This is a genomic window from Rothia sp. CCM 9418 (genome assembly GCF_048512825.1).
Lineage (GTDB): Bacteria > Actinomycetota > Actinomycetes > Actinomycetales > Micrococcaceae > Rothia.
Genome location: NZ_JBLXXX010000004.1, coordinates 133,440 through 154,184 on the forward strand (window position 1 = coordinate 133,440; position 20,745 = coordinate 154,184).

Annotated in this window: 18 protein-coding genes; 16 read left to right on the top strand and 2 right to left on the bottom strand. The window is 44.2% G+C overall.

Annotated elements, in window-relative coordinates:
• The 3 genes from ACN083_RS06715 to ACN083_RS06725 all read left to right on the top strand — a co-directional run bounded on the left by ACN083_RS06715 (nt 1) and on the right by ACN083_RS06725 (nt 4,189).
• Nucleotides 1-987: a ribose-phosphate diphosphokinase gene (locus ACN083_RS06715; protein WP_419102062.1), complete on the top strand. Its 987-nt coding sequence runs from the start codon at nt 1-3 to the stop codon at nt 985-987.
• Nucleotides 988-1,265: 278 nt separating this feature from the next.
• Nucleotides 1,266-2,381 (top strand): acyltransferase family protein, encoded by a 1,116-nt coding sequence (locus tag ACN083_RS06720; protein WP_419102063.1) that lies wholly within the window; start codon nt 1,266-1,268, stop codon nt 2,379-2,381.
• Nucleotides 2,378-4,189, top strand: a complete 1,812-nt coding sequence (locus ACN083_RS06725) for an ABC transporter ATP-binding protein (protein WP_419102064.1) — start codon at nt 2,378-2,380, stop codon at nt 4,187-4,189. The genes ACN083_RS06720 and ACN083_RS06725 overlap by 4 nt, the downstream gene beginning before the upstream one ends.
• Before the next feature lie 78 nt (nt 4,190-4,267).
• Here the strand turns inward: ACN083_RS06725 and ACN083_RS06730 are convergent, their stop codons facing one another.
• On the bottom strand, nt 4,268-5,227 hold the full coding sequence (locus tag ACN083_RS06730; RefSeq protein ID WP_419102065.1) for a glycosyltransferase family 2 protein: 960 nt from the start codon (nt 5,225-5,227) through the stop codon (nt 4,268-4,270).
• A 4-nt stretch (nt 5,228-5,231) separates the two neighbouring features.
• Nucleotides 5,232-6,179 carry an alpha-1,2-fucosyltransferase gene (locus tag ACN083_RS06735; RefSeq protein WP_419102066.1) on the bottom strand — a complete coding sequence of 316 codons (948 nt, stop codon included), beginning with the start codon at nt 6,177-6,179 and terminating at the stop codon, nt 5,232-5,234.
• Between the two features lie 261 nt (nt 6,180-6,440).
• Here ACN083_RS06735 and ACN083_RS06740 point away from each other — a divergent pair, with 261 nt between their 5' ends.
• The 13 genes from ACN083_RS06740 (at nt 6,441) to ACN083_RS06800 (ending at nt 20,693) form a co-directional block, all read left to right on the top strand.
• Entirely contained in the window at nt 6,441-7,337 is an 897-nt protein-coding gene (locus ACN083_RS06740; protein ID WP_419102067.1) for a glycosyltransferase family 2 protein, read from the top strand.
• Nucleotides 7,338-7,340: 3 nt separating this feature from the next.
• Complete coding sequence (locus ACN083_RS06745) at nt 7,341-7,877, top strand: acyltransferase (RefSeq protein WP_419102068.1); 537 nt, start codon at nt 7,341-7,343, stop codon at nt 7,875-7,877.
• Nucleotides 7,878-7,919: 42 nt separating this feature from the next.
• On the top strand, nt 7,920-8,942 hold the full coding sequence (locus tag ACN083_RS06750; protein ID WP_419102069.1) for an NAD-dependent epimerase/dehydratase family protein: 1,023 nt from the start codon (nt 7,920-7,922) through the stop codon (nt 8,940-8,942).
• Nucleotides 8,935-9,933, top strand: a complete 999-nt coding sequence (locus ACN083_RS06755) for a CgeB family protein (protein WP_419102070.1) — start codon at nt 8,935-8,937, stop codon at nt 9,931-9,933. The genes ACN083_RS06750 and ACN083_RS06755 overlap by 8 nt, the downstream gene beginning before the upstream one ends.
• Nucleotides 9,924-10,982 (top strand): RNA-binding protein, encoded by a 1,059-nt coding sequence (locus ACN083_RS06760; RefSeq protein WP_419102071.1) that lies wholly within the window; start codon nt 9,924-9,926, stop codon nt 10,980-10,982. The genes ACN083_RS06755 and ACN083_RS06760 overlap by 10 nt, the downstream gene beginning before the upstream one ends.
• Nucleotides 10,982-11,707, top strand: a complete 726-nt coding sequence (locus ACN083_RS06765; RefSeq protein WP_419102072.1) for a cytidylyltransferase domain-containing protein — start codon at nt 10,982-10,984, stop codon at nt 11,705-11,707. Before ACN083_RS06760 ends, ACN083_RS06765 begins: the two co-directional genes overlap by 1 nt.
• Nucleotides 11,704-13,947 carry an N-acetylneuraminate synthase family protein gene (locus ACN083_RS06770; RefSeq protein WP_419102073.1) on the top strand — a complete coding sequence of 748 codons (2,244 nt, stop codon included), beginning with the start codon at nt 11,704-11,706 and terminating at the stop codon, nt 13,945-13,947. Before ACN083_RS06765 ends, ACN083_RS06770 begins: the two co-directional genes overlap by 4 nt.
• Nucleotides 13,938-15,080, top strand: a complete 1,143-nt coding sequence (locus ACN083_RS06775; RefSeq protein ID WP_419102074.1) for a glycosyltransferase — start codon at nt 13,938-13,940, stop codon at nt 15,078-15,080. Before ACN083_RS06770 ends, ACN083_RS06775 begins: the two co-directional genes overlap by 10 nt.
• Nucleotides 15,077-16,285 carry a zinc ABC transporter permease gene (locus tag ACN083_RS06780; protein ID WP_419102075.1) on the top strand — a complete coding sequence of 403 codons (1,209 nt, stop codon included), beginning with the start codon at nt 15,077-15,079 and terminating at the stop codon, nt 16,283-16,285. The genes ACN083_RS06775 and ACN083_RS06780 overlap by 4 nt, the downstream gene beginning before the upstream one ends.
• 131 nt (nt 16,286-16,416) lie before the next feature.
• Complete coding sequence (locus ACN083_RS06785) at nt 16,417-17,493, top strand: acyltransferase family protein (RefSeq protein ID WP_419102076.1); 1,077 nt, start codon at nt 16,417-16,419, stop codon at nt 17,491-17,493.
• A complete protein-coding gene (locus ACN083_RS06790; RefSeq protein ID WP_419102077.1) occupies nt 17,490-18,533 on the top strand; it encodes a glycosyltransferase family 4 protein in 1,044 nt (347 codons plus the stop codon). Before ACN083_RS06785 ends, ACN083_RS06790 begins: the two co-directional genes overlap by 4 nt.
• A gap of 61 nt (nt 18,534-18,594) precedes the next feature.
• Nucleotides 18,595-19,533: a glycosyltransferase family 2 protein gene (locus ACN083_RS06795; protein ID WP_419102078.1), complete on the top strand. Its 939-nt coding sequence runs from the start codon at nt 18,595-18,597 to the stop codon at nt 19,531-19,533.
• Between the two features lie 5 nt (nt 19,534-19,538).
• Nucleotides 19,539-20,693: a glycosyltransferase gene (locus tag ACN083_RS06800; RefSeq protein ID WP_419102079.1), complete on the top strand. Its 1,155-nt coding sequence runs from the start codon at nt 19,539-19,541 to the stop codon at nt 20,691-20,693.
• Nucleotides 20,694-20,745 lie beyond the last annotated feature (52 nt).

Below are 20,745 nucleotides of genomic sequence, written 5' to 3' on the forward strand. Positions count from 1 at the left end.
ATGACTGCAATTACTAATCCCGGCGAAAAGAAGATGGTTCTTGTTTCAGGACGAGCCCACCCCGAACTCGCCAAAGAAATTGCTCAAGAACTCGGATGTGAGGTTCTTCCTACTTCCGCATATACTTTTGCGAACGGTGAAACATACGTGCGCTATGAGGAATCTGTTCGTGGTGCAGATGCTTTTGTGATTCAGTCTCACCCTGCTCCTATCAATGAGTGGGTGATGGAACAGCTCATCATGATTGATTCCCTTAAACGTGCTTCTGCCCGTTCTATTACGGTCGTCTCACCTTTTTACCCCTACGCTCGTCAGGATAAAAAACATAAGGGACGTGAACCTATCTCTGCTCGTCTTGTTGCAGACCTATACAAAACTGCCGGTGCAGATCGTCTCATGAGCGTTGACTTGCACACAGCGCAGATTCAGGGATTCTTTGACGGACCTGTCGACCACCTCATGGCCATTCCACTTTTGGCGGAGCACGTACGAGAACAGGTTGAAGATATCAGCAACATCACTGTGGTATCTCCTGATACTGGACGAGTTCGAGTCGCTGAGCAGTGGGCAGAGCTTCTCGGCGGTGCACCTCTAGCTTTCGTCCACAAAACTCGTGATATCAATGTTCCTAATAAGGCTGTATCAAAAACAGTTGTCGGTAATGTTGAAGGCCGTACCTGTGTTCTAATCGACGACATGATTGACACCGGAGGAACCATTTCTGGCGCAGTGAAGGTGCTCACCGATAACGGCGCAAAAGATGTAATTATTGCGGCAACTCACCCCGTATTCTCTGATCCAGCAGTTGAGCGTCTCTCACAATCAGGTGCTTCTGAAGTGGTCGTGACTAATACCCTCCCTGTGGGAGAAGACCACCAATTCGAGAACCTCACAGTACTTTCTATTGCTCCGCTTCTTGCTCGAGCGATTAAGGAAGTATTCGACGAAGGATCAGTAACCAGTCTTTTTAACGGACGCTCAAACTAAATATTTGTTTCAAACGTAACCAATAACAGGGTAGGGGAGCTCAGACTCTTTTACCCTGTTATTTGTTTTAGAATGTAGGAATTTGGCTAAGCCCTTATTTCGTGGCTAACTTTACAGTCTGAGCGTTCCTGTAATGTCGATAGCCCATTTATACTGAGTTATAGCCATATATAAGTAGGGAAACTTTTGGAAGGGGAAACCTTTCACAGGCTAAAATTTTATCTTTGACTGTTCTATTTGAGAACATCTACAAAATATAGGGGTAGGGAAAACCATACATGACGTATCGCACTAATCTTGTTTCGTTGACGGCTTTACGAGCGCCTGCGGCTTTTTTCGTATTTATCTACCACATTGTGCACACAACTAATTGGATGCGGACGAATTCTTTTACTTCTTTAGGATATATTGGAGTTTCTCTTTTCTTTGTCTTATCAGGGTTTGTTCTTACCTGGTCATATACTCCAGAACGGGGGTATCGTGATTTTTACTGGAGACGTTTTGCCCGTGTCTATCCTTTGCACATACTTTTCCTTTGTATAGCCTTAATTCTTCCAGCGGTATCTATCAACCGTGATCCAATAGGGCTCATCCCGAATATTTTCCTCGTTCAGGCTTGGATTCCACAATGGGATATTATTTTTGCTTTTAACGGTGTGAGCTGGTCTTTGAGCTGCGAATTTTTCTTTTATATGCTTGCCCCTATTATTTTTACGAAGATTGCGTATCAAGGAAACGAGAAAAAAGCTGGTTACCTACTCATCTCTTGGTACCTTCTAACTTCTGTTCTTGGAAGTTATATTTCTTCTCTCTCAAATTATGCAGATGTGGTCATCTATGCGAATCCTCTGTTCCGTTCCGGAGAATTTGCTCTCGGTATCTTCTTGGCATTGTTTGTGATGAAAATGAATTATTCCTCCCCTTCAGTGATTAGATTGCTAGTGCAGAACCGTAATGCACTAGGTATGTTCTTAGTCGTAATTTTATGCTTAACTTTAGGAATTATTTACTTACTTGCTTCATATTTTTCCGGAGGACAGTCAATAACAAGTTATTTGTTAGCACCCGTCTTTGCCCTTATCATAGGTGCATTTGCGATATCAGATATTGTCCACCAACAACAGCCCGATTACCGAACCTCAAAAATTACAAAACTTTTTGCCTATTTAGGTGAAATAAGTTTTGCATTCTACCTTGCTCACGAGCTTGTCATCGTTAACCTTTGGGCACTTCCATGGGTCCAATCACACGGAGGGGGAGGACTTCGTGGGCTAGTCTTAACGATCATAGCTTTGACTCTATCTATCATCGTTGCAATGGCTGCGCATCATGTGGTAGAGAAACCCCTGCAAAGAATTATTACAACGTGGAGTAGAGGAAAACATTCTTTATGAAAAAAATATACCAACGTATGAGAATACTCTTCCCTGGGAAGAAATTTATTTTTCTCATGCTCAATGTCTTAGGCTTATTCCTCGTTGCCCTTTTCGATATGGTTGGCATTGCCGCGATTATGCCAATTATTCAACTTGCGACAGGTAGCGACATTACAGGGTATCTAGCGATTATCTCAGATATTTTAGGTGACCCTGGAAGGTCACAGCTTATCGTTTATCTGAGTATTATTCTTGTTTTTTCATTCATCTTTAAAGGTGTTGCATCTTTAGCTATTAAATGGTGGAGCTCCGGATTTATTGCACACCAGCAAACTGCAGCTTCTGTGAGCTTGTTGCACCGATATATGAACGAACCATATCTTGTGAACCGTCACCGAACAACCGCCGAAATTCTGCGCACTATCAATGACGCTACCGGTCAAGCATACGCAATATATTCTGGTGGTATTCTGGCGGCGTTAGGTGAGCTGTTCACTATCTTGGTCCTCATGGTTCTGCTACTTGCGGTGATGCCAGGAACTGCCTTAATCGCATTTGCCTACTTTGGGTTCTTCGCTTTTGTCTTGCAATATTTCTTGAAGAAAAAAAATACTGAGCAAGGCATTAAGATTATGGAATCCTCGGTGAGTGCCATGAACGCTGCTTTAGAATCAATCGTTGGATTCCGTGAAAACCGTATGCATGGGGTAACTGCACGTTACGTACATCGCTATCAAGATAAACGTCTGATTGCAGTAGAAGCCTCACGCCGAGGAACTTTCTATCAAGACCTCCCTAAATATATGTTAGAGGTTATCTTCATTGTCGGTATTGCCCTATTACTTGGTATTTTGACGAGCCAAAAGGGTTCTTCCTCAGCAGCGTTTTTAATACTTTTTGCTGGTGCTTGTGTTCGTGTCCTACCTAGCTTTACCCGACTCGTCGCGTCCGTTGGAAACGTCCGAGTAGGTTCAAAAGCTATTGAGATTATTGAAAAAGATTTAGAATCAGTCTCAAAAAATGGGGAACTAACCTTAATCCACCAAGATCCCCCTATCGGATGTTTTGCCCGAGTAAATGAGTCAACTATTCCTGTTGCTTTAGAAGTCAAAAACCTTAACTTCAAATATCCTGACGGACATCAGAATGTTTTGAACAATATCAACCTTACTGTCCCTCAAGGAACCTCCATTGCCTTTGTCGGAGGTTCGGGTTCTGGCAAAACTACTCTTGTCGATATTATTCTGGGGCTTATTGAACCTGACCAAGGTGACGTCTTGTGTAACGGAAAATCTACTCGTGAAAATCCTGAAGAATGGTTCTCTCGAGTAGGGTACGTTCCCCAGAGCGTGTTTTTAGGTGACTCAACGATTAAAGAAGCTATCGCTTTCGGCCTACGAGAAGAAGAAATTGACATTGACCGCGTCTGGGAATGCATCCGTATCGCAGAGTTAGAAGACGTTATCAACTCTATGGAACACGGCATTGACCAAATGATTGGTGAACACGGAGCACGTCTTTCTGGTGGGCAACGACAACGTCTAGGTATTGCACGGGCTATGTATCGTCGTCCCTCTTTGCTCGTTCTTGATGAAGCAACATCGGCTTTAGACAACGAGACTGAACATCGCATTACTCAAACGATTAATCGAATTGCGAAAGAGATTACTGTCATTATTGTGGCCCATCGTCTTTCAACGGTAAGAAACGTCAACCAGTTAGTGTTCTTATCTCAAGGTGAGGTCAAGAGCGTTGGCACTTTCGAAGAGGTTCAAATCAATAACCCTGAATTCGCTAATCTCGTAAAATTGGGACAACTAGGATAACCTCACTCCCCTAATACGAATAGTTAAAGCGGTGGGTGGAAAACAACTTAATTTGTTATCCAGCCACCGCTTTAACTGTTAACTAAGGAGTTTTGATATCTCAGACCATCTTTGTGGAGTTTTTACGCTTAGCGTAGCCAGCTCACCTTTTGGTCTCCACGCAACAACTTCAGGTACTTCTTGACCTGTTACTAGCTTGTTCCATAATTCTTCTAACTCTGCATCGCTGGATTCTCCGAGAACTCGCCAATGGTATCCAAGTTCTTGAGGCAGGTTAGTTAGTTCTAGACTACGAGCTCCTTGCCGAATTTTACGAGTAAATTGTTCTAAAGAACGCCACGGACGATGAACAATCATGAGTTTTTCTGTTTCTGGAACACCTGGACGAAGAACAGCATGATTACCCATCTGAACAACACTGTATTTTGTAGGTTTAAAAGCAACTTTAACGTCATGGTGCGCTTGCGTATCAATGAGCCATGTTCCGTCAGGTTGAGGAAATTGATTATGGATTCTTGCTTGCATAATGCCAGAACTATGGACACCTTGTTGTAATACTTCTGCTAAAGTTCCGTCTGTTCCATACCAGAACTCATCTGCGTCAAAGGGAACAACCCATTGTGCACCATGAGCTAACGCAAGGTCACTGAGGACAGTCATTTTTGCTGATTGGTAATATGCGGGTTCATGGTCTCGACCAACAATAAGAGGATACTTTTGAGATAGTTCTTGGAGCAGTTCATACGTAGAATCGGTAGAAAGATTATCAACAACGAGTATTTGATTGACTCCTTGAGCATAGAGGTGCTCAATAGAATCGACAATAACGTCTTGTTCATTTTTGACCATGGCTACTGCCCATATACCAGAGGTGTAGGGGAGCGTTGGTAACTCAAAGTGCTTTTGGAGGTTCTGTAACTGCTGTGCAAATTCTGGATTTTGTCTTAACTGACGTGCCTGACGGATTTTCTGAACGTCAGTACCAGCTAAAAAAGCACGGTGTTTGAGCTGTTGTAAGAGATGTTTGATATGAGACACGTGTTTATCTTTCGCTTTCTAACCAACTACGATACCCGTCGGTTGGGACAACGGAAATCCATGATTGCTGGTGCTGAAAAGGGGGCTGAGAGTGGCTCTGGCGAAGACTTTGTTCTAACTCATGCACATTTGGTGCCCAGACCTGAGCTTTTTGTCGTACTGTGGCGATATAAGCACCCCAATAGCCAAAGGTTGTGTTGGTCAGGATAAGATAACGGGATACTGATAATGCAGCGAAGTCCCCGAACATTCCATAACCTATTTTTTCGAATTGTGTTGGTGCAATATCTTTAAGGAATCCGAGGTTTTCGGTGCACCATTGAGTGTCATCACTGGTGACAAGAATATTACTTGGGGTATGAACTTTAAGCATCTGTTGTGTCGCTTCATGAAGATAGGCAACGGTGTCAATCCCAAAGTTTTTATGGATATGAGGGTGTGAATAATAGTCTCCTCTGCGCACGTTAATAACGAGGGTGTCTTTTCCTACATATTTTTGTGCGTGAGCAATTTTTTGTTGAAAGCTCTCAGAAGAGAGCAGAACTTCTTGGATAAAACGTTGTATCTGTTCCTCGGTGAACTGTTCACAAATACGCTGATGTACTCCTATTCCTCGGAGCGATTGGAAACGTATTTTTTGAGCATTAATAGTGAAATTTTTAAGGCGAGGGAACTCTTCTAACCAAACGTCCATACCTGGCATCTGTACAACATAGATATCATTCCCTGTTTCTTGATGTTCAGCATAGGCTTTTAGCCATTCGTAGAGCCAGTTTCCTCCACGCGCAATACGAGGTAGTATGTAAACCTTTTCCGGACCAGTTCGCACGATGCCAATACATTTAGCTATTACTTGTCGTGCACGATACTTCATAATGTGCTGAGCCTTCGCTAAACCATTATGACGTTTTGTGTAGGAACTAATACGTTCCTGCTCTTCTTCTGTAGACAACGAAAATCCCTATATGTTTGAAAACTACGAGTGTGGCAGAGGCTTATCTTCACCATTGAGAGAGTGAAACTCTCTAATAGAAATCATAACGAGATTTTTCTGTCGTGTTAGTTCTGTTAGGAGATAAATTGAGAACTCCATGAATATGTGTCATCATACGATTTTCATGAGGAACTTCTCGTTGAGAGATAAGCTGTCGCACTTCTTTTCTAGGCTAGTATGAACTAAGAAAGAAATGAAATAGTTAGAGCTAGGAAATACGTGAATAAAACTACCTCCGTATCAGTAGTTATTCCGTTCTACGGCGATCCCGCAGATACGATGCCTCTTATTGAGCAACTACAATCTCAAGAGCTTTCTATTCCCTTGGAGATTATTGTTTCAGATGATTGTTCCCCTACACCATTTCCTGATTTAGAGGGCGTTATCGTCATTCGTCGTGAGCTCAACGGTGGTTTTGGCAAAGCTGTTAATTCTGGTATTGGGGTTGCCCACTCTGATTGGGTTTTTGTTCTCAATAGTGATTTAACGATTGGGCCAACTTTTATTGCAGATATGCTCGCCCAAAAGGAACGTCATGGGATAGGTGTATATAGCCCGCAGGTTGTCGACCACGATGGAAAAGGTCAGTGGGTAGGACGAAAATTTCCGACTGTTTTCCATCACGCTTTTGAATGGTTTACACCTCTTGCCCGTTTTAAGGGGACTACCTGGTGGCATCGCCTGGTAGGGCACGATACTCGGTGTGTTACCGGAAAGACTGTTCACACTGATTGGGTGGTGGGCGCGTGTATGCTCCTGCCTGTTGCACCATTCCGTGCTATCGGGGGATTCGACCCTCGTTTTTATATGAATAGTGAAGAAGTCGATTTACAGAAACGTTTAACCGAGAATGGCGTACCATCTATTTTTGCCGGAGAAGTGAGTGCTGAGCATGTCGGCGGTGGCTCCTCTGAGAGTCAGAAGCGCCGAGGGTGGGTCGTAGACTCTCGATTTATATATGCAGAAAAATGGGGCTTCAAAAAACAACTTCACCGTTCCCTAACTGCTGTTAGCTACGTTAATTTTCTGGTGAACTCCGTACGTTCCTTACGTAACAAAGATGTTCATGCACGAAGTATTCTTTCTGAAGAACTTAGTTATTTGGAAGGCCATTAGAAGATGAATATTGCTCAGAAAATCGTTGAGGCGGTTCCCTCCCTTCGCTGGCACTATAGTGCTGTTATTTCTAAGACGCTTTATTCCCGTGGGTTTAAAACGTTTGGGCTGAACAGCGTTATTGTTTCTCCGCTTTCCTTACGCGGTATCGACCATATCAGTATTGGTAACAATGTTGCCGTCTATGAAAAAAGTTGGCTTCAAGCTGAAGCTAATGGATCTTTGGTGATTGGTAATAACGTCTATTTAGGACATCGCGTACACATTCATGCTGTGGATACTATTGAAGTTCACGATGATGTGATGATTACAGACGGCGTAACCATTTCTAATGGTTCCCATGATTTGAGGGACCATGATGTGTTGCAAAAAACTGGTCCAATTATTATTGGTCGTCATAGTTTCATAGGTGAACGAGCAATTATCCTCGGAGGGGTCACTATCGGAGAAAGAGCCACTATTGGTGCTGGTGCTGTTGTGACAAAAGATGTTCCTGCTGGGGCAGTGGTTGCCGGTGTTCCTGCTAAACCTCTAAACTAATTAAAAATACTCGTATCTTATCTATATAAAATTTAGGGAAACATGAAAATTTTACTAACTGGCGGAGTCGGCTTTATCGGTCTGAAAACCGCAAAAAAACTTGTTGAACAAGGACATGAAGTTGTTGCGCTCGATAGCTTGTTAGAGCAAGTGCATCAAGATATCGAATCAGAAAAAGCGCAGTTCCCCGGAAAGATTATTGTTGGTGATGTGGCGCTTCCCGAAACATGGGAGAACCTTGAAGGCGCTGGTGCCATTATTCACCTTGCGGCTGAGACCGGAACAGCTCAGTCTATGTACGAAACTGAGCGTTACCGTAGCGTGAACGTTGACGGTACCCGATATGCAGCAGAATATGCCGTTAAATGGAATGCTCCTCTTGTTTCGCTGAGCTCACGAGCTGTTTATGGAGAAGGTTCTGCCGAGCGTGCAACTAAAGAGTCAGATCCTCACCAACCATTATCTGTATATGGTGAAACTAAATCTGAGGGTGAAGATATCGTCCGTGAGGTAGTCGCTGGCAAAGTGCCGGCAACTATCGTCCGCCCACAGAACGTTATCGGTCCGGGACAAGCCCTCCATAACCCCTATACTGGCGTATTGGCAGCTTTTCTTGCACGCCTTCGTGAAGGTAAGAACCTTTCTGTGTATGGGGATGGTACTCAAACCCGTGACTTTATCCATGTAGAAGATGTCGCAGATATTCTGATTTGGGCGTTAACAAACCTCCCTGCGCTTGACGAATCTCCCCGTATTATTAACGCTGGTTCAGGTGAGCGTATTACCTTAGACCAACTAGCTCAGTATTCTATTGACGCTGTTCCTGGCGGTTCTGAAGCGATAATCGAACACGTAGATATCAAACGAGCTGGCGATATTGACCATGCTCTTGCTGATATGTCTTATGCGTATTCTTTGGGCGCACCTCAGGCGCGTTGGAGTGCACGTGAAGCAATCGCTGACTTTATTCAGAAGTCTTGGAAAGCTCCTGGTGCAGATAGCTCTGCATGGGAGACTGCTCTAGAAGAACTCACTGAGCGGGGTCTTGCAGAGCATAATGACTAAACCGAAATTACTCTTAGTTTCTCCTGGGTTCCATGGTTATTGGATGACAATTCGAGATTCTATCGTCCGCCTAGGCTATGAAGTTGTCACCCACGTTTATGATGCTCCTGGAAATATTCAAGAACGTATTACGAATAAAATCTTGCATGATCTTCCTGAACGTTTTCGTCCAGAGAATCTAGAGCATCAGGTTACGGAGAAAGCTATTGCTGTTTTCTCGGAGCAAAAACCAGATATTGTCTTGGTTGTCAAAGGTGACCAGCTTGGCCACCGTTGGTGGGAGACTCTTGAACGTTCAGGGGTTCGTTATGGTACCTGGATGTACGATGAGCTTCGTCGTATGCGTTATACAGATGAGTTACTTCACCACATCGGTCCTATCGCAAGTTATAGTCCTGCCGATGTACAAGACCTAAAATCTCGTGGTTTTGATGCTATTGATGTTCCTTTAGCCTATGACTCACACATGAAGATTGCGCCTTCAAAGGAAACACATATTAGTTTTGTCGGTGCTCGCTATGAGGGTCGTGAACGTATGCTTAAGGCTCTTCATCAGGCAGGTATTCCAGTTCGAGCTTATGGCAAACAATGGTCACGTCACTGGTGGGATGTAGCACGAACTCGTCAGTTTAAAGACCCCGGTTTGCCGACTGGTCGCGATTTAGATCGTTCTCAGGCATACGGTGTGATGGCGGCGTCACCCGGAACACTCAACATTCATGGAGACCAAGACGGCTTTACGATGCGCACCTTTGAGGCTTCTGGTGTTGGGGGTCTACAAATTATTGATCGTGATGATGTCACTCGATACTATGAGCCAGGGACTGAAGTGTTGACGTATTCTTCTACCGCGGAGCTCATTGAGTTATGCCGACGTATCGTTGCTGACCCACAGTGGGCTCAGAAAATTCGTGAGGCAGGGAAACGCCGTACGTTAGCAGAACATACATTTGATGAGCGCGTCAAAGTCTTGGAGACTTTATGGCTTTAAAATTTCCTCGCGATTTGTCTGCTTGGCAACAATGGCAAGCTAACTCTAAACCAGAACAACGAGTAAAAAACCTACTTCGTAAGCTGAAGGGACGTCAAGAACAAAACATCGTATCCTGCGCTGTTTCAGGTATTCTGCATATGAATCATCCTGAACCTGAGCTCTTGATTGTTCTTGAATCGACTTCTCCTACTTCGGTTGTTTCTTTGTTGCGCCCTGTGGAATATCTGAAGAATCCTCGTGTAGCAGTGATAGCTCCTATGAACGTTGAAGAGTTCCTTCCATCTGGCTCGTGGCGGGTTCAAGAACTAGATACTGATGCTCTCACACGACAACGTGGCGTTAAGGTTGTTTTAGCGGCAGGGCATTACCTTCCCCTAGGTTCTGCCATATATCGTAATGCTCAGAAGATGGGCTGGGAGTTTATCGTTGTTCAGCACGGATTGATGACGCCTTTTGCCCCTCCACTTCCAGAAAACTCAACTCTATTAGCTTTTAGTGATGCTGATGGTGATTTTTGGCGCTCGGGAAGAGAAGATATTACTGTTCATACAGTAGGCTCTCAACTATTTTATGAAGCGGCGCAGAAACCAAAAGTTGATATTGAGAGTATTGATTCTACTCCGGTGTTTTTAGGGCAGATGCATGGCGCTGAGCTACCGCGTTTATCTTTTGCTCGGGCTGGGTATAAATTCTGTCTAAATCACGGTGCAATCTATCGCCCACATCCTTCGGAAAAGGATAAACTGTCTTTAATAACTCATAAATTATGGGGACAACGAGGAATAACTGTGGACACGTCCGCAATCCCTCTTAATGAGATGACTCATCCAGTCGTTTCAATCTTCTCGACGGGAGTCTTAGAAGCTGCTATTCGAGGTATTCCTTCTTGGGTGTATCACCCTAAACCAGAACCATGGCTTATTGAGTTTTGGGAACGGTACGGCATGAATCGTTGGGGCGATTCTCCCACTGAACCTCCGGTTCAACCGCGTACTGTACCCGCTGATACTATCGCTCGCATCATCGCAGAAAAATTGGAGAAATAATGCGCATTCTATGCGTTATTCCTGTGCGCGGAGGTTCTAAGGGAATCCCTCGGAAGAACCTCAAACTCATCGCAGGTAAACCTCTGGTTGCATGGACTATTGAACAAGCTCTTGAAGCAAAAGAAGCTCTGGCACCAGAACACATTATGGACGTCATCGTTTCAACAGACGACCACGAACTCGCAGATATCGCTCGTGAATATGGGGCTGAAGTTCCTTTTATGCGTCCTGCTCATTTAGCGGAAGATACTACGGCTACTGAGCCTGTTATCGAGCACGCTATCGAGTTTGTCGAAGAGCAGGGACGACGCCCTGACGCTGTGATGCTTTTACAAGCAACGAGCCCTGTTCGTTTACCTGGCACTCTTGAACGTGCCGTCCGTCAATTTGCTAGCTCTGATTCTGACTCTATGGTGGGAGTCATTCCTATCGGTCCTTTCATTTGGACTGCTACAGAACCACCGCAAGCTCAATATGAGGTGATGGCTCGTCCCCGCCGTCAAGAACTGACCCGCGAAACCTACCGTTACCGTGAAAACGGCTCAATGTATATCACGGCCACCGAAATTTACGAAAAGTACCATAACCGTCTTGCCGAGAACATTGAGCTTTTCTTACTCGACGAGGTAGAAGGTGTTGACATTGACGCACCTATTGACTTTGCTGTAGCCGAATACCAGCTCAACGAGATTCTTAAGACCCATAACGAAAGTAGCTCCTCATGATTATCGAACGTAATACCACCCCCTATGTAGTGTTTTCTGAGGATCCCGTTCTCACCGCTCTACAAAAAATTTCTGCAAACCAACAGCGCATCATCTTTCTTGTAAACGAGTCCGGCGTGCTTCAAGGCGCTCTGTCTGACGGAGATTTCCGTCGCTGGTTGATCGCTCATCCCACCGAATCTCTGGAAACTTCTGCCCTTGAGGTTGCGAATAAGAACGTTCACAGTGTGCCCTTTGGCACCGATACTGCAGCTCTCAAGGCAGAATTCGCTAAAGGTATCTCCCATCTTCCACTCGTCGATGAGCGAGGACACCTTATCGCTATCGCTATGAATGAACAGGATGTTCTTCGTATCGGTAAACATGAGATTACCCAAGACAGCCCAGCATTCATCATCGCAGAAATTGGAAACAACCACCAAGGTGATGTCGATTTAGCAAAGCGTCTTGTTGACCTTGCAGTAGAAACCGGCGCAGACGCTGTGAAATTCCAGCTACGTGATATGGATGCGCTATACCGTCAAGCAGGTTCTCAATCTGCAGGTGAAGACCTCGGCGTACAATATACCCTTGACCTGCTCTCACGTTTCTCATTGTCTGTTGACCAGATGTACGAAGTCTTTGACCACGTCAAAGAACACAATATGGACATTATGTGCACCCCTTGGGACGCACCTTCTGTTCAGGCTCTTGTCGATTACGGTATCCAAGGCATGAAGATTGCTTCTGCCGACCTCACAAACCATGAGCTGCTTGAAGACGTTGCCTCTCGTGGTCTACCCATGCTGGTTTCTACCGGTATGAGCCGTGAAGAAGAAATTCGTGAGTCGGTCAAACTCCTACAGAATCGTGGAGCTTCGTACGCTCTTTTACAATGCCAGTCTGCGTACCCGGCACCGTTCAAAGACGTCAACCTTGCATATATGGATCGTCTTGCTGAAATTGGGCAGTGTCTCGTCGGCTACTCCGGACACGAACGCGGGTATCACGTTCCGGTCGCTGCTGTAGCACGCGGAGCAAAAATTATTGAAAAGCACTTCACTATTGATAAAACTCTTGAAGGCAACGACCACACCGTCTCGTTGCTTCCAGAAGAATTCACTGCAATGGTGACTCAAATCCGTGAAGTAGAAGAAGCTATCGGAACAGCAGCTCCTCGTGAAGTCTCTACCGGTGAGCTTATGAACCGCGTTAACTTGGCAAAATCATTGGTCGCAACTCGTGATATTGCCAAAGGTGAGGTTGTTTCAGAAGCTGACGTTGCTGTTAAATCTCCTGGCCGTGGTCTCCAGCCGAACTGCTTGCCGCAACTTGTCGGACGTACTATGCAACGTGACGTTGAAGCAGGCTCTTTCTTCTTTGAAGGGGATCTTAAAGATGACCTTGTAACTCGTCGAGACTTCACATTTGACCGTCCTTGGGGTCTTCCTGTTCGTTACCATGACTACAAGCCCCTCATCGAAGACTCGAAGCCTGATTTTCTTGAGTTCCATTTCTCTTATAAAGACCTTGAAATCAACATCGACGATGTCTTTGACCAGAAGCTTCCCATGAGCTTTACAACTCACCTGCCAGACCTCTTTGCTGGTGATTTCTTAGTAGACCTCGCCTCCCGTGATCAAGATATTTGGGAGCGTTCCATCGCTGAGGTTCAACGCACCATCGACATTACTCGTGACCTTACCCGTTACTTCACCGTAGATGATGACCCTGTCATGGTCGTGACCATGGGTGGTTTCACCAAAGATGGACATATTCCTGCTTCTGCACGTGCTGATAAGTATGAGCGTATTGGTGAGGCTCTTGGCAAACTAGATACTTCTGGTGTTCGTATCGCGGCGCAAACTCTGCCGCCTTATCCTTGGTTGATGGGCGGTCAGCAATACCATAACCTCTTCCTTGACCCTCAAGACACCGCAGAGTTCTCAGATACGTATAACACTGCGCTATGCCTCGATATCTCACACACCATGTTGGCTGCAAACTTCTTGAAGATTCCGCTATCTGAAGCGGTAGAGCTTTTGGCACCACGCTCTATCCATTTGCATTTGGTAGATGGCAAAGGTGTCGACGGTGAAGGCGTTCAAGTGGGTGAAGGTGATGTTGACTGGGCAGCTCTCGGTAAACAGCTTCGTGAGCTGACTCCTCAGTCGTCCTTTATTCCAGAAATTTGGCAGGGCCATATCAACAACGGTGAAGGATTCTTTACCGCTCTAGATCGGCTTGAAAAGTGGCTCTAAAAGACACATCCCAGTTGCCGGTTGCTCTCTGGGCAATTCCGGTTCCTGAATTTGGTGGAGTAGCCCGGCACGTTGTAGATTCTGCACGTGCCGGGCTACCCGGCTATCAGCTGATTGTCCTCGCACCTGAAGGTGAACTCACCCGTCAGCTTCAAAAGCAAGGAACTGAGGTTATTACCGCACAGTATGGACCTGACTACGGTTTTGCTACCTCTTTTAAATCTTTGTTAGCAGCAATAAAACAGGTTCAGCCTCGTATCCTTCACTCACATCTTGCATACTCTGATGTTGTGGCATGTGCTGTGATTCAGAGTCTTAAATTGCAATCTTTGGTGAAGAAAAGCGTTCGTGTACCGTCTTTAGTGACAACCGAGCATGGTATTGCTGGTAACGATGAGGTATATCATGGGAGCTCGTGGCGCTCTCGTTTAATGGCAGGAATCCATCGTGTTCGCTTGGCTGGTACAGATGCTGCGATTGCGGTGTCCCGTTCGACGGCTGAACAGATGCGCCGTAAATGGGGTGCGTCTAGTGTGAACGTCGTTCTGAACGGTGTTCACGGTACTGATCTTTTGAAGCAGTTAGAAAGCTATCGTACGGAGCGAATATCTCAAAATATAAAAGTGCTTTCTCTTTCTCGTCTTTCTCCAGAGAAAGGTCTTGACGTACTGCTTGAAGCGTTTGCTCATTTTTCTGAACATAACCCTGACGCTTATTTAACTATTGCTGGTGGCGGCCCATTACGTGAGGTATTAGAAGATCAGGCACGAATCCTTGGAATTGAGACGAAAGTCCATTTCCCAGGGTTCGTGGATTCTGTCCAAGCCATGGCAGAACACGATATTCTAGTTCAGCTATCAGTATGGGAAAATCTTTCATATACACTCATTGATGCTCATATTGCTGGAATGAAAACTATCGCCACCGATGTTGGCGGAAACAGCGAGATTGTTGTCGCTGAAGATCTTGTTCCTGCTATTACTAAAGATAACCGTGAAGACGTCATCAAGCTTGTTGCCCAAAAACTTACTCAAAAAGCACACACTGAAAAACCCTCTCAACAGCAGTGGGTTAGTGCAGAAGAAATGACAGCTAATATCGTGAACATCTATCAGAAAGTGAGTTCCTCATGAGTGCAGCTTCCCTCTCTGAACGTATGAACGGTGCTCTTACTGCCGAAGCAAAACATCTCAAAGAGAGTGTTGGCAGCATTGTCATGTCGGATTTCATTTATGGCTTGTTTATTTTTGCTTTGGGAGTAACGTACTTTGGTATTCCTATAGGTTCTGCTGTATCTGTTATTCTTGTAGCCCATGCGTCAACACGTAAATCACATTATGACGATCCTAGGGTTAATCTATTTATCGCTATCATTGTCTTAGCAGTTGCCTATACGGCTATAAGCTCTGTAGTCGTTGGTATTTCGACAGTGGATGAGACTTTACGAAGAACTTTCCGTATTTCTATTGTGATTTTTTTGGCACTTTTTATCGGTGACAAAAGGATTGACGCCCGGTCACTAGTATTTGGTATTGCTACTGGCATGTTATTCAATGCAGGGGCATATTATGCAGGTATTGCGCCGGATGCCTATACCGGATTTTTAACCGGATGGCTTGGTGATAAGAACGTTTCCGGACTTTGGTACGCCTTTATTGGTTTGCTCTTCTTTACGTACCTCGATGATAAGAAGAAAAAACTGTTGGCTTTTATACTCTTTAGTGTTTTACTTTGGGAAACCGGATCACGTACCTCTCTTGCTGGGTATATGTTTGCACTTTTATGGCTGACCTTTGGCAAAAAAATTGGTCTTTTCGCAAAATCTGTCTTAGCTATATTTATCGTATGGGCGGTGGACTACCTGACAGAAAACTACGCTCACGCTGGTGTTTTTGCAAACCGTGATGGTAGTGATTTATTGCGTGCACGTATTGACGCAGCAACGCTAGAAAAAGTTGCTCAGACACCATGGCATGGTCAAGGTTTTGGCCAAGCGTATGTATTCTTGCCTGGCGGTGACCGTAGATGGTTATTTCATAACTCTTTCTATACTCTCTTCGTTGAAGGTGGGTGGATTTGGATGTTTGCGGTTTTGCTCATTACTCTTTTGGCCACAGTTTTCTGGAAACAACAACATCAAAAAGGTAAAGAACGTATTATCGTTGCTGAGGCAGCTATCGTTCTTCTTGCTATATGTAGCTGGCGTCTTGGTGAGGTTATTCTGACTATTCCTTGGGCAATTGCGGTCGGTCTTGGTCTTTCCTACCTGTTGAAGCCTAAAGATGCTATTGGATATTATCAACAGCAAGAAGAACAACAAAAATATAAATCATTATAATTCAACTATCAAAGAGTGATTCTCTAAGTGAAAAGCTGCACGAGAATCACTCTTTGAATAATGGCTTATGATGAGTAGTTGGCATTAAATACGATATTGAATAAAATTAGGCAGAAATACAAGGATAATTTATGAAGCATAAAAAACCTCCTGAATATCTTAATCCTCAGGACTATAAGAATGGTCGTTTCTATGCTTTAGACGGGCTTCGTGGTCTAGCGATTCTTGGCGTTATCATAGGACACTTTGGATCTCCTTATAACGAGTTTTTCCCATCTCAGCCTAAATCTCCTTATGAATTTTCTTTTGGTGCTCTTGGCGTTCAATTATTTTTTATGATTAGTGGTTTTGTTATCTTGTTAACAGCTATTCGGGGGAAAACTGCAAAGAACTTTGTTATATCCCGTTTCTCTCGACTATATCCCTCTTACTGGGTTGCACTTTTAATGTCTACTTTTCTTCTGCTCGCAGTAGGAGCTGAAAATCATGCTATTACCATTAAAGATGCTGTTGTAAATATTACGATGTTTCAGCGTTTCCTGATGGTCCCCAACGTCGATACGGTGTACTGGACTCTTGCAACAGAGATGCAGTTCTATATTCTGATGTTAACTTACCTTGTACTGAATAAAGGTAAGTTAAATAAGAACTTTATTATTGGATTTGCTATTTTTTGGTCTATTTTAGGTTTTATTCTTTGTAATATTTTTATTAAACCAACTGGTATACCAAAAATGATTATATGGTTATTTTTAGCAGAGCATGCTCCTCTCTTTTCTTTTGGTATGATAATGTTCTTCTATAGTTATGATCGAAAATTTAAATGGTATATGCCATTATTGATGTTTATTGCTGCTTATAATGCGTATATTCAACATAATATAACGTATGGGGTTTCAGTCTTTATAGTAACCGTTATATTTTTTACTGTCGTGCATTTTCAGACATGTCCTTTCCTCGATAGAGGTCCGATATACTTCATGGGAAAGATATCTTATTCTGCATATCTAAATCATAATGTTATGGGATTTATACTTATATATTTGTTAACGCCTTATCTTGGGGCAGGATGGATTAACCGAATAGTTGTTTTTGCTATCGTAGTACTATGGGCATCATTCTTATATCGTTTTGTTGAGACAACAATTAGTGGACGTGTAAAAAACTATCTTTTAGAAAAATTTGGAGCTCAGAGGAAAAACGCATGAAAAAACTAACGATTGCCACAAATAATGGCGATATCGGCGGGGGAGAAGTCATGCTCCTGAATATTGCCCGCGTTGCTCGAAGCTTGGGCCACCACGTCACCGTTGTCGGACCTGCCGAACCGTCTGCGTTGGTTGAAGCTACACAAGATGAGGGATTTGACACCATCGTATTACCGGCAACGACACGCAAACACTATATTGCTCAGCTTCGTGCATGGGATAAAAAGCATCGTGAAGGCTTATTGTGGTGTAACGGGTTAGTGCCCTCGTTCGCTACTGCAGGGCATCCCAACCGTATCGTTCACTTGCACCAATTCCCCGAAGGAAAACTGAAATATCTTGTCCCCATTGCTCGAAGAAAAGCTCTAGTTACGCTAGTCCCCAGTAATTTTGTAAGTGACCAGATATCTGGAACCGAGACGTTCTATAACTGGGTTAACGAAGTACCTATGCCTTTAGAACGAAGAACATGCTCACCGAGAAACATTAAAATAGGTTTTCTTGGTCGCCCATCTGAAATTAAAGGAACAGATGTCCTCGCTTATGCCATACAAGAATTGAATCAAGAATTCCCTGAAGAAAACTATTCATTAGTACTTGCTGGTGAACCTCACTTTGTCGACAAACGAAGTCAGGAAAAAATACAGTATGCATTATCAGCATTAGGACAGAACCTCGAACTTCTTGGATGGGTTGAACCATCAACTTTGATGAAGAATATCGATATATTGGTTGTTCCTTCAACCTGTAACGAGGTTTTTGGCCTTGTCGCGGCTGAAACGATGAGTGCTAAGGTTCCCCTTATCATCTCTGACGCGGGGGCACTGCCTGAAATACTTGGTGAAGGTTATCCTTGGGTATACTCAAAATCTTGTGCTTCAGATTTGGCAAGGATGATTCGTCGTATGGGTAAGGAGCTATTGCAAAGTCCAGAAGAATTACAACATACGGTAGAAAACCTCTACTGGCGTTGGTTTGAATACTTTTCTCCAGAAGCAGGAAAAGCCCGTGTGGAAGAACTCCTCAAAAGATATTGTTAACAACCTTTAGACTCTTTGCGTCAGAAGAGTACGTAATTCACTCATGAGAGAGCACCTTTAAATGTATAAAGCAGCAGTTATTATCCCCACGAGGGGAGGAGCGTCTAAACTTCATTATCCTTTAGATGCTCTAGAACAGCAGACAGAAAAAGATTTTCAAGTCATTGTTGTCTGCGATGGTGATATTGACGGATCCGAGAGCGTCGTAAAGGCCTACCAACAGCGTGGCATCCTCAATATCGAAGCTATTGTTTTTCCTGAGAACCGTGGTCGTTCTAAAGCTCTTAATGCAGGGCATCAGGCGGCTGATGCAGAAATTCTCATTCGCTGTGATGACGACCTCGAACCGGGCGAAAACTATATTGCAGAACATATTCGTCTACACCAAGGTGATGGCGAGACCGGAGTGATTGGTTTAGTTCACAATGTGTATCCTGATAATGCTTATGCGCGAGCTTATGGATACCACCGTGACGTAAAATTTAGGGAAGATGCCTATAGAGTTTCTCCTGAAAGACGTTGGAACTTCTGGAACGCGAATGCGTCATTGACTCGTCGTATGTATGAAAAAGTTGGTGGATATGATGAGCGATACCGGCTCTACGGCTGGGAAGATGTCGATATGGGGTATATGCTCCACCAAGCTGGAGCAACCATTATTCTTGCGCCAGAGCTAGAATCTCGTCACTATATCGCGGCAACAACAACTGCAGGACGAGCAACCAGAGCTTTACACTCTGGCGCTGCACGGGCAATCTTTATTGATAAACATGGTGATGAAGTTTTAGGGGACATTAAACTCCATGGTTTGTGGGGAACTGCTGTCAAAGCTGTTGCCGCTCTAACCACTGAGAAAACCATTAATATCTTTGGATCAGCTATTGATTCTGTTGCTGATAGGCTTCCTCGTAAAGTCTCAGAAAAACTTATTTCACTTGTTGTAGAGTCTGCTGGATATGCCGGAATTACATATCCTCAACGCGCCCGAAAGGTCTTCTAAACTCCATGGTTCTTTTCCCCCAGCTCAAGAACTTCCTTCGCAAATTCTCTCGCACCGCACCCATAACAGAAGAGTTCGCTATTGCTCATGACTACCTCACACAGCGTGGTGGGGCAGAACGCGTTGTGCTTGCTATGCATAAAGCTTTTCCGGAAGCGACAATCTATACCACGTTATATGATCCTGAGAACACGTACCCAGAATTTAAAAATGCTAAGGTTGTTGTCTCTCCTCTGAATAGAATAGGGGTGTTTCGTCGGAACCATCGTTTGGCCTTACCCGTTTTGCCTATTGCAAGTTCTTTTCTCCGTGTACCAGCGCAGAAGACTCTTGTCTCCAGCACCGGGTGGGCGCATGGCTTTAACTTCTCGGGGAAATCACTCATCTACTGCCACTCACCAGCACGGTGGCTATACCTGAGCGATGAGTATTTAGGGAATTCTACTCACCCATTAATTGGTGCCGCATTGAAAGTTCTTCGCCCTGCATTAATCCGTTGGGATCAACGTGCTGCACAGAAAGCGGGCCCTTATGTTGGGAACTCGACAGTAATTCGCCAGCGTATTTTTGATGTGTACGGGAAGGATTCTGAAATTATCTTCCCACCGTATTCTACGAGCTCAACAGACGTGACCGAACCTATCTCTGGTTTAGAAGAATTTATGGCTAACGGCGATTATTTTCTCGTGGTTTCTCGTCTTCTGCCGTATAAGAACGTGGCAGACGTCGTGCAAGCATTTAACCGATTAGGTCAGAAACTTCTTATTATCGGTTCTGGTCCTATGGCTCAGGACCTGAAAAAAATAGCTAAAGATAATATCCGTTTTGCTCATAATGTTTCTGATGCGCAGTTGAGTGGGGCCTATGCTCATTGCCGTGCTTTATTGGCGGTCTCTTATGAAGATTTTGGGCTGACACCATTAGAGGCTGGCTCTTATGGAAAGCCTACGATTGCTTTACGAGCTGGCGGCTATCTAGACACTATTCAAGAGAACTTGAACGGAACCTTTATTGAGAAACCAACCCAAGAAAATATTTATCATGCTGTAGACACTTTTAACCCCGAACAATGGGACGCTCAGCAAATTCGTGAATATATTCAAAAGTTCTCTGAAAAGCAATTCGTTCGACAACTTCGTCAGAAATTAGCCTCCCTCTAGAACTAATCATTGTGACGCCTCAAGAACGCATTGAGACAAAAGAGTGGTACGA

What these genes read in the sequence shown, in the direction of transcription:
- ACN083_RS06715 (WP_419102062.1), top strand. Translation starts at nt 1, where the DNA reads ATGACTGCAATTACTAATCCCGGCGAAAAGAAGATGGTTCTTGTTTCA.
- ACN083_RS06720 (WP_419102063.1), top strand. Translation starts at nt 1,266, where the DNA reads ATGACGTATCGCACTAATCTTGTTTCGTTGACGGCTTTACGAGCGCCT.
- ACN083_RS06725 (WP_419102064.1), top strand. Translation starts at nt 2,378, where the DNA reads ATGAAAAAAATATACCAACGTATGAGAATACTCTTCCCTGGGAAGAAA.
- ACN083_RS06745 (WP_419102068.1), top strand. Translation starts at nt 7,341, where the DNA reads ATGAATATTGCTCAGAAAATCGTTGAGGCGGTTCCCTCCCTTCGCTGG.
- ACN083_RS06750 (WP_419102069.1), top strand. Translation starts at nt 7,920, where the DNA reads ATGAAAATTTTACTAACTGGCGGAGTCGGCTTTATCGGTCTGAAAACC.
- ACN083_RS06755 (WP_419102070.1), top strand. Translation starts at nt 8,935, where the DNA reads ATGACTAAACCGAAATTACTCTTAGTTTCTCCTGGGTTCCATGGTTAT.
- ACN083_RS06760 (WP_419102071.1), top strand. Translation starts at nt 9,924, where the DNA reads ATGGCTTTAAAATTTCCTCGCGATTTGTCTGCTTGGCAACAATGGCAA.
- ACN083_RS06765 (WP_419102072.1), top strand. Translation starts at nt 10,982, where the DNA reads ATGCGCATTCTATGCGTTATTCCTGTGCGCGGAGGTTCTAAGGGAATC.
- ACN083_RS06770 (WP_419102073.1), top strand. Translation starts at nt 11,704, where the DNA reads ATGATTATCGAACGTAATACCACCCCCTATGTAGTGTTTTCTGAGGAT.
- ACN083_RS06780 (WP_419102075.1), top strand. Translation starts at nt 15,077, where the DNA reads ATGAGTGCAGCTTCCCTCTCTGAACGTATGAACGGTGCTCTTACTGCC.
- ACN083_RS06785 (WP_419102076.1), top strand. Translation starts at nt 16,417, where the DNA reads ATGAAGCATAAAAAACCTCCTGAATATCTTAATCCTCAGGACTATAAG.
- ACN083_RS06790 (WP_419102077.1), top strand. Translation starts at nt 17,490, where the DNA reads ATGAAAAAACTAACGATTGCCACAAATAATGGCGATATCGGCGGGGGA.
- ACN083_RS06795 (WP_419102078.1), top strand. Translation starts at nt 18,595, where the DNA reads ATGTATAAAGCAGCAGTTATTATCCCCACGAGGGGAGGAGCGTCTAAA.
- ACN083_RS06800 (WP_419102079.1), top strand. Translation starts at nt 19,539, where the DNA reads ATGGTTCTTTTCCCCCAGCTCAAGAACTTCCTTCGCAAATTCTCTCGC.